This window comes from Stenotrophomonas sp. HMSC10F06 (genome assembly GCF_001807865.1).
Taxonomy (GTDB): domain Bacteria; phylum Pseudomonadota; class Gammaproteobacteria; order Xanthomonadales; family Xanthomonadaceae; genus Stenotrophomonas; species Stenotrophomonas bentonitica_A.
In genome coordinates this window covers 144,832-151,649 of record NZ_KV791297.1, presented here as the reverse complement: position 1 = coordinate 151,649, position 6,818 = coordinate 144,832, and the positions used below count along the sequence as shown (strand labels likewise).

Here is a 6,818-nt window from a genome sequence, read left to right as displayed (position 1 = left end):
ATACGGGGCATGTGAGTGACTCTGCCACTGGCCTGAGCTACATGCAGCAGCGGTATATGGATTCGCAGTTGGGCGTGTTCCTGTCGGTGGATCCGGTGACGACGTATGAGCAGCCGGTCAATCGCCAGCACGGTTCACTCGGCTTGGTCCGTAATGTGTAGGTCGTAGGTCCGATTCCCATTTCCGGCACCAGATACAGCAGAAAGCCCAGGCCTTGGTCGGGGCTTTTTGTTTGGGGATCGTCATGGCTTGGACGTATGGCGTCAACTCCAATTGGCTCGTCTCAGTGCAGCGCGTCTGAGCTCGGGGCTTGCTCGGAAGAGCTATCGAAGCGGAGAGATCGCCGCGCTTGACAGGGGTGAAAGTTAGGTGAATATAGGCGTCGCCTATAACAGGGGATGTACGGATGCAGGACAGGAAGTCAGGCTGCCATAGCGCGGTCAAGGGAGCTGTACGCGTGGGTCTGGCTACGCTGTTGATGGGAGGCAGCGTCGGAGCCGCATATGCCCAGGCGATGCAGCCTTATCAGGAGTACGACAAGCGCTTGCGCACGGCCGAGCAGGTTGGTGCGCTGAAGTCGGATTTGTTTGGCGACGCGATCAATATGTTCGATCAGAGCGTCGCGTTTGAGCAAACCGACATCGATATTCCTGGCACCAACACGCTTCCGGTGAAGCTGACCCGGAAGCTTGTCATCAGGCCAACGCCGCTTGCGGGTATAGCTCCGCATATTTACGGAGGAGTCGGCGACTGGAACATCGACGTTCCCTACATCTCGGGTGTCTTTGACTCAGCTTACGGATGGAACGTCACGGTTGGCATGCGCAAACCACGCTGTACGGACATTTTCTATCCTTATACGCTTCCACCACATCGCATAGAAGATATCTGGTCCGGGTACTCGGTAAACCTTCCTGGCCAAGGGGCTCGATCGCTCATCGCATTGCCGCCTGCACAATTCAAACCAGACAACCGCCAGGCGAGTGTATGGACGACCAGTGCGCTGGATTCGATCACCTGCACGCCAATGGTTGCTGGCTATGAGGGCGAGGGCTTCGTACTGCAGACAACCGATGGCATCACCTACACGTTCAACATCGGGACCACACGCTACGCAGGCAACATGGGGCAGGACGTCAAGGATGGCGGTGCGCGGCCCCGCGTCGAGGTTTTTCTGCTTGCCAGCCGAATTGAAGATCGTTTTGGAAACTCGGTCGCGATTGCTTACAACAGCAATGGCCACCCCACAAGCATCACTGCGAGCGATGGCCGAGCCATAACGCTCCAGTATGCTAACAATCGACTCGCCAGTGCCAGCGCACATGGTAGAAGCTGGATCTACGCTTACAACGGCGAGTTATTGCAACGCATCGTGCAGCCCGACCAGGCTGCATGGGAAATCAACCATCTGTCGGATATGCGCGTTTCATACATGACCTGGACCGAAGATCCAGGCCCGGGCTGTGGAAACGTCGCACCGCTGTCACCCAAGAGTTACAGCGTACAGATGAAGCACCCATCCGGAGCTGTAGGCACCTTCCGCTTTGATCATCAGCGTCACTATCGCGACGGTGTGCCAAGCGTTCTTTGCCAAGGTGAAGCGGTCAGCGGTTCGGCAGAAAACAACTCTGCCATGGTCCACCATCTGGCCGTACCAATACACTTCGATGTACTGGGGCTGACGCGTAAGACCATCGAAGGTCCCGGACTGCCGGCGCCTCTGGTCTGGAGCTATGAAGGTGCCAACGGTGAAACGGCCCTCTGGTCAGGTGTGGTCCCGCCCTGCACCGCCTGTACTGGTGGAAAGAGCGTCGCCGTCGTGCAGCCGGATGGCAGCGTCCTGCTGGAGCACTACGGAACGGTCTACTCGCGCGATGAGGGCAAACTACTGGGGCGCAGTACGGTGGCGGCCAACGGTACCAAGCTTGAGCAGGAGGATCTGACATATGTAACTTCCGCCCAGGCCAACTCCATGCCGTTTCCCGACCGCTATGGCTCGCGCTGGGGTGGGAATGACGAGTCATCCGTGCTGGTGCGTCCGTTGGCGAAGAAGGTGATTACGCGTGATGGCGTTACCATGTCTTGGAACGTGTCCTCGTTTGATGCGAAGGCCCGCCCGCTGCAGGTAGTGCGCAGTAGCTCGCTGGGCGACAGTCGAACCGACGTGACCGCCTATTACGATGATACGGCGCGTTGGTTGTTAGGACAGACTGCCAAGACCACCAACGTAAACACGGGGCTGGTGGAATCCCAAACGAGTTTCAACGTACTGGGCATGCCGCAGCAGAAGCACCAATTCGGCAAGCTCGTTCAATCGCTGACTTACCACCCCGATGGCAGTGTTGCCAGCTTCGTCGACGGGCGTGGTAACAGCACAGCGTTGAACAACTGGAAGCGCGGGACACCTCAGTCCATTGGATTTGCAGATGGCACTTCGCTCAGTGCCAGCGTAGATGACAATGGCTGGATCCGCGCCGTCACCAATGAACAGGGTTACCAGACCAGCTACGACTACGATGCAATGGGGCGCATCACCGCGAAGACACATGGAGCGGGCGACAGCGTAGCCTGGAATCCGACGACACAGGTCTTTGAGCGGGTGGACGCGGTGGAGCATGGCATCGCATCGGGACACTGGCGGCTGACCAGCAGCACCGGGAACCATCGCAGGTTCACATGGTTCGACGCTCTATGGCGCCCGGTGCTGACCCGTGAGCTTGATGCAACCTTGGCGGAGACGGAGCGCTACCAGCGCTTCACATATGATCATGCTGGGCGAGCCACGTTCCAGTCTTACCCCAGCAGCAGCGCGAGCCCGACCGCCGGCGAATGGAGTGAGTTCGATGCGCTCGGCCGGCCAACATCCATTTCCGCCGATAGCGAGCTGGGGCTCTTGACGACAGTGACTGAGTACTTGTCGGGGCTGCGCGTGCGAACGACCAATCCGCGTGGTCAGAAGTCAGTTACCAGCCATCAGGTGTTTGACAATCCAAACTATGACGCCCCGACTCGTATCGAGCATCCCGCTGGAGCCTTTACCGAAATTGCGCGCGACCGGTTCGGCAAGGTTCTCTCGATCAAGCGGCGTAACGCTGACAGCAGTATCTCGCTGACGCGTTCGTACGTGTATGACAGCTTCCAACAGCTTTGCAAATCAGTGGAGCCCGAATCCGGGGCAACGGTCATGACGTACGACCCGGCAGGCAATCTGTCTTGGAGTGCTGCGGGATTGACATTGAACTCTTTGAGCGATTGCGAAACATCGGTTGCACAATCATCTGGACGGCGTGTGGATCGCAGCTACGACAGTCGCAACCGGCTCAGTCGGCTGACTTTCCCGGACGGCAACGGCAGCCAGGACTGGAGCTACACCGCAGACGGCAAGCCATCGCAGGTAGTTACAGCGAATAGTGGCGGTCGGCAGGTCATCAATACCTATGCTTATAACAAGCGCGGGCTGATAGTCGGTGAAACGATGCAGCAGCAGGGCGTGGGCATATGGACAATGGGCTATGGCTACAACGGCAACGCGGCGCTGGCCAGCCTGCAGTATCCAAGCGGTCAGGTCATCGCTCTGGCGCCGAATGCGTTGGGGCAGGCGACGCAGGCGGGACCTTACGCATCAGGAGCTCGCTATTACCCGAACGGGGGGTTGCGATCATTCACTTATGGGAATGGCATCGTGCGCAACATGGTTCAGAACGCACGGGGCATGCCGGCACGAGCAATTGATACAACCGTCCTCGATACAACCTTCAGCTATGACAGCAACAGTAACGTCACCGCTACGGTGGATGCTGTCGAGCCTGCGAAATCCAGGCAGATGCAGTATGACGCGCTGGATCGCCTGACTTATGCGAAGTCTTCCTCGTTCGGTGGGGATGGTACGTACCGATACACCTACGACGTACTGGACAACATTCGCAGCGCCAAACTCGGTGGTGTAAAGCAGCACAATTACTGGTATGACGCACGTAATCGAATGACGACGGTGAATCTGGATGACGGGAGTGCCGTCATCGGTATCGCCTATGATGCGCAGGGAAATTTGGCAAAAAAGAACGGAGATGTTTTCATTTTCGACTACGGCAATCGTCTGAGGGACGGTGCGGGTCGAGAGGGCTACGCCTACGATGCGCAAGGTCGCCGCGTTGGCAGCTACAGCGCAGCATTGGGCGACATTCTTTCCTTCTACGGAAATGATGGCGTGCTGCGTCGCCAGCACAACAAGCGAACCGGGAAAGAGCTGGAGTACATCAGTCTCGGCGGAAGTTTGGTCGCCGAGTTGGAGAGTCTGGTGGTCCTTGGGACTCCCTCTCTGAGTGGCCCAGCCACGGTAGCCACCGGCACCTACACAGTGAACTGGACCAGCGTTGGCAATGCAAGTCGCTACGAGCTGCATGGCTCCAGCAACGGAGGTGCCTCATGGGCAGCGGTTTACAGCGGTCCGGCTGCCTCCTACACCGTGACGGGCGCTTCCACAGGGGCCCGCTCCTATAGAGTCCGGGCTTGTCAGGGTTCAACCTGTGGCGGCTGGAGCATTGCTCTGGTGGTTCAAGTTCTACCGATACCGTCAAGTGCGCCCGCGCTGGTTGTACCTGCGGCCGGTCTCAACGGAAGCTACACGGTCTCGTGGGCGGCCGTTGCCGGCGCCACGCGTTACGATATCGAGGAGCGGGCGGGCTCAGCTGCATGGAGATCCATTCATGGCGCCAGTAGCACCAGCGTTTCATTGACTGGTCGCGCGGCTGGTGCATATGCGTACCGGGGGCGGGCATGCAATGCCTCCGGCTGCAGCGGCTGGTCAGTAGAACACGCGATGACTGTTATCTACCCTTCTGCCTCCGCGCCTGCCATCACAGCACCGACCAATAGCGGTACGGGTGCGTATACGGTGAGCTGGTCGACAGTGGCGGGCAGCACACGCTACGAACCGCAGGAGCGCCTGGGGGACGGAGCCTGGACCAACATCTCGGCGACGACGGTAGAGTCGCTCGCGGTTTCCGGCAAGCAGACGGGAAGTCACGGGTATCAGGTTCGTGCTTGCAATGCGGCCGGCTGCAGCCCTTGGTCGAACACCGTGACTACGATTGTGCTGCTGCCGCCCGCGGCGGCTCCGGCAATCTCTTTGCCCACCAACAACGGGAGCGGCGAATACCAGGTCACCTGGAATGCCGTCCCGGGTTCGGTAGAGTATGTACTCGAGGAAAGGATCAACAGTGAAAGCTGGATTCAGCTGCAATCGGAGGCGGCCACCCTTTACGCTGCCACAGGCAGGGGCAATGGCGCCTATGGCTACCGCGTGCGCGCCTGCAACAGCAGTGGTTGCAGCGGCTGGTCGGCGGAAAAAACAACTACAGTACTGCGTGCTCCGGTTGGGCCAATCCTCACGACGCCAGCGACTAACAATACCGGGGCATGGATGGTTACATGGCCCGTTGTGTCTACGGCAACGTCGTATCAGCTGGAGGAGAGTGTTAATGGGGCTGCGTGGAAAAGTGCGCAAACCTCCGCCGGCTTGAGCTGGGCCACCACCGGTCGTGGTTCGGCCACCTATGGCTACCGTGCGAAGGCATGCAATACCAGTGGATGCAGTAGCTACTCGGCAACCGTCTCCACGGTGGTAACTCTGCCGCCCAGCAGTGCGCCCTCTCTGACTCTTCCGGGAAGCAGCACCAACGGCGCCTATACGCTCTCTTGGGCGAGTGTAGCGACGGCAACCAGCTACTTGATCGAGCAGCAGTCAAACGGGGGCGCTTGGTCGTCAGTGAAGTCTACGAACGAGCGCAGCATTGCCTTCAGTGGTAAGGGAAATGGCACCTACGGATATCGAGTAAAGGCCTGCAATGATGGCGGTTGTGGCACCTGGTCGCCGACGGCGGCCACCACAGTACTGCTGAAGCCGAGTGGCACGCCGACCCTTACCGCTCCGACCGGCACCAGTGCTGCCTATACGGTTAGTTGGACCACTGTAGCCACCGCAGGCACCTATGTGCTGGAACAGAACATCGACGGTGGGGCGTGGAGCGCGCAGCAGGACACGGCCGCCACCAGTATCGCCCGCGATCCTGCCACCTCCGGTAAGTACGGCTATCGGGTAAAGGCGTGCAACGGTTCTGGCTGCGGAAATTACTCAGCTACCAAGGTAGTGACGGTCCTGAAGCCGCCCCGCGGCACGAATGTGGGCTACGCGCATCAACGCAACTACTACGCGGGGCCGCATAACAGCGAGTACTCCCTGTGCACGGTCAGCTGGTCGTCATCGCCATATGCAGATCGATACGAGCTGAGCGCGCCTGGTGGGCTCAGGCTGCTCTATTCGGGGTCGGCGACATCGGTGACATCGCCGATGTACTCGGCCAGCTATTGTGCGCCCAGCTACATCGTGCGCGCGTGCAACGCAGCAGGCTGTTCGGGATGGTCGCAGCCCTATACCGGCACGTTCGAACAAGAGCCACACCCGGGCGGCGGCGATCCGGGACAGCCGCCACGGAATCCGGGCGAGGTGATCCCATGATGGGGGAAGTGATATTGCACCGGCTGCTGAGGGTGACTGTGCTGAAGGCGCTGGTTCTGTGTGGGCTCGCAATAGCGTCGCTACCTGCGCAGGGACAAACGGTCACTTACATCCATACCGATGCCTTGGGCTCGGTAGTGGCCAAGAGCGATGCCAATGGCAACGTGATCGAGCGCATCAGTTACGAGCCTTATGGCGCTGTCGTAGGTGCGCCGGTTGCTGATGGCCCGGGCTACACAGGGCATGTGAGCGACTCTGCGACTGGCCTCAGCTACATGCAGCAGCGGTACATGGATCCGCA

At 59.4% G+C, this 6,818-nt stretch carries 1 protein-coding gene and 2 pseudogenes; all 3 read left to right on the top strand.

Annotated features, from left to right (window positions below; all coding sequences use genetic code 11):
- A pseudogene (locus HMPREF3113_RS19025) lies at positions 1-101 on the top strand (RHS repeat-associated core domain-containing protein); the annotation flags it as partial.
- Between the two features lie 356 nt (positions 102-457).
- Positions 458-6,517: an RHS repeat protein gene (locus HMPREF3113_RS18440; protein WP_175440361.1), complete on the top strand. Its 6,060-nt coding sequence runs from the start codon at positions 458-460 to the stop codon at positions 6,515-6,517.
- Positions 6,514-6,818 (top strand): annotated as a pseudogene (locus HMPREF3113_RS19020) (hypothetical protein); the annotation flags it as partial. The gene HMPREF3113_RS18440 and the pseudogene HMPREF3113_RS19020, both read left to right, overlap by 4 nt.